The 1,207-nt window shown below is 67.4% G+C and carries 2 protein-coding genes; one reads left to right on the forward strand and one right to left on the reverse strand.

Translation table 11 applies throughout. From position 1 onward, the window contains the following. Positions 1-865, forward strand: an 865-nt coding sequence (locus tag ACZ5CR_RS46135; protein ID WP_468869958.1) for a glycoside hydrolase family 6 protein, incomplete at its 5' end; no start/stop codon positions are given. 35 nt (positions 866-900) lie between these two features. On the opposite strand, the gene ACZ5CR_RS46140 is transcribed toward ACZ5CR_RS46135, so the two are convergent. Continuing rightward, a partial coding sequence (locus ACZ5CR_RS46140) for a hypothetical protein (protein ID WP_468869960.1) occupies positions 901-1,207 on the reverse strand: 307 nt, incomplete at its 5' end.

Consider the following 1,207-nt stretch of genomic DNA (forward strand, 5'->3'; position numbering starts at 1 on the left):
CGACCCAGACTCCAACGCCGTGAAGTGGTTGGCCGCAAATGCTGCCGATTCGCGTGCCACGAAGATCGCCCGTTCCTTCGTCCGGCGACCGGCCGCCAAGTGGTTCGGGGACTGGAACAAAGACGTCCAGGCCGACGTGGACGCCTACGTGACGGCCGCAGCCGCGGCCGGGCGGCTGCCGATCCTGACGGCCTACAACATGTTCAATCGGGACAACGGCGGCCAGTCCAGCGGTGGAGCCAACTCGCCTGAGGAATACCGCACATGGATCGACGCCTTCGCCGCCGGCATCGGTGACCGGCCCGCCCTCGTCATCGTCGAACCCGACTCCCTCAGCCAACTCGGCAACCTTCCCACCGAGGCGGCGCGATCTGAACGCACCGCTCTGGTCGCGTACGCGGCCAACGCCCTGGCTGCGCGCCCCCTCGTCCCCTCCTACCTCGATGGAGGCAACGCGACCTGGATCAAGTCCGACGAGATGGCAGTTCGCCTCGCAGCAGCAGGGGTGGGCGTTGTACGGGGTTTCGCGATCGGGGTGTCGAACTTCGACTCCACCGATGTCTCCTGCACATACGGCCACCAGGTCTCTCAGGCGCTCGCTGGTCTCGGCGTTCCTGGTGCACGGTTCGTCGTCGACACCTCCCGCAACGGGAACGGGGCGATGGATGAGAACGGGCAGCACGTCGACTACTGCAACCCGGCTGGACGGCGCCTCGGTGTGCCGTCGTCGATCGGCGTCGGCGGCGCCGACTACTTGCTGTGGATCAAGGTCCCTGGCGACTCCGACGGCCTGTGCGGCGTGGCTCCAGTTCCCGCGGGCACTTTCTCGCCGTTCCTCGCGGAGAGTCTCATCGACGGCCGATAGATCGTCGGGAGAGGGCGCCTCAGGTCCCCTGGCAGTCAGGTCGCAGGGGATGCAACGGGGAAGGTCGCGGGTCCCGGGCCTTCGTCTGGGCATTCCACGCGCACGTGCAGGTACGGGCCGAGGCCGTCCGCCAGCCGACGCGTGAGCGTGGCGTATACCCATCGGGCCAGAACAAGACGGTCCGCGTTCGGGCTCGGCTCGTCACCGAGCCGTCCGAGTTCCCGGTATTGGAGGTCACGCTCGAGCTCGGCGACTACGGTCTTCAGGGCCATCGCATCGTCGTCACTGCCCTCCGCCACCGCGGTCGTGAGCTCGACAGTGACGTGGTATTCGTGACCCCGG

Source organism: Streptomyces sp. NPDC031274, assembly GCF_055570235.1.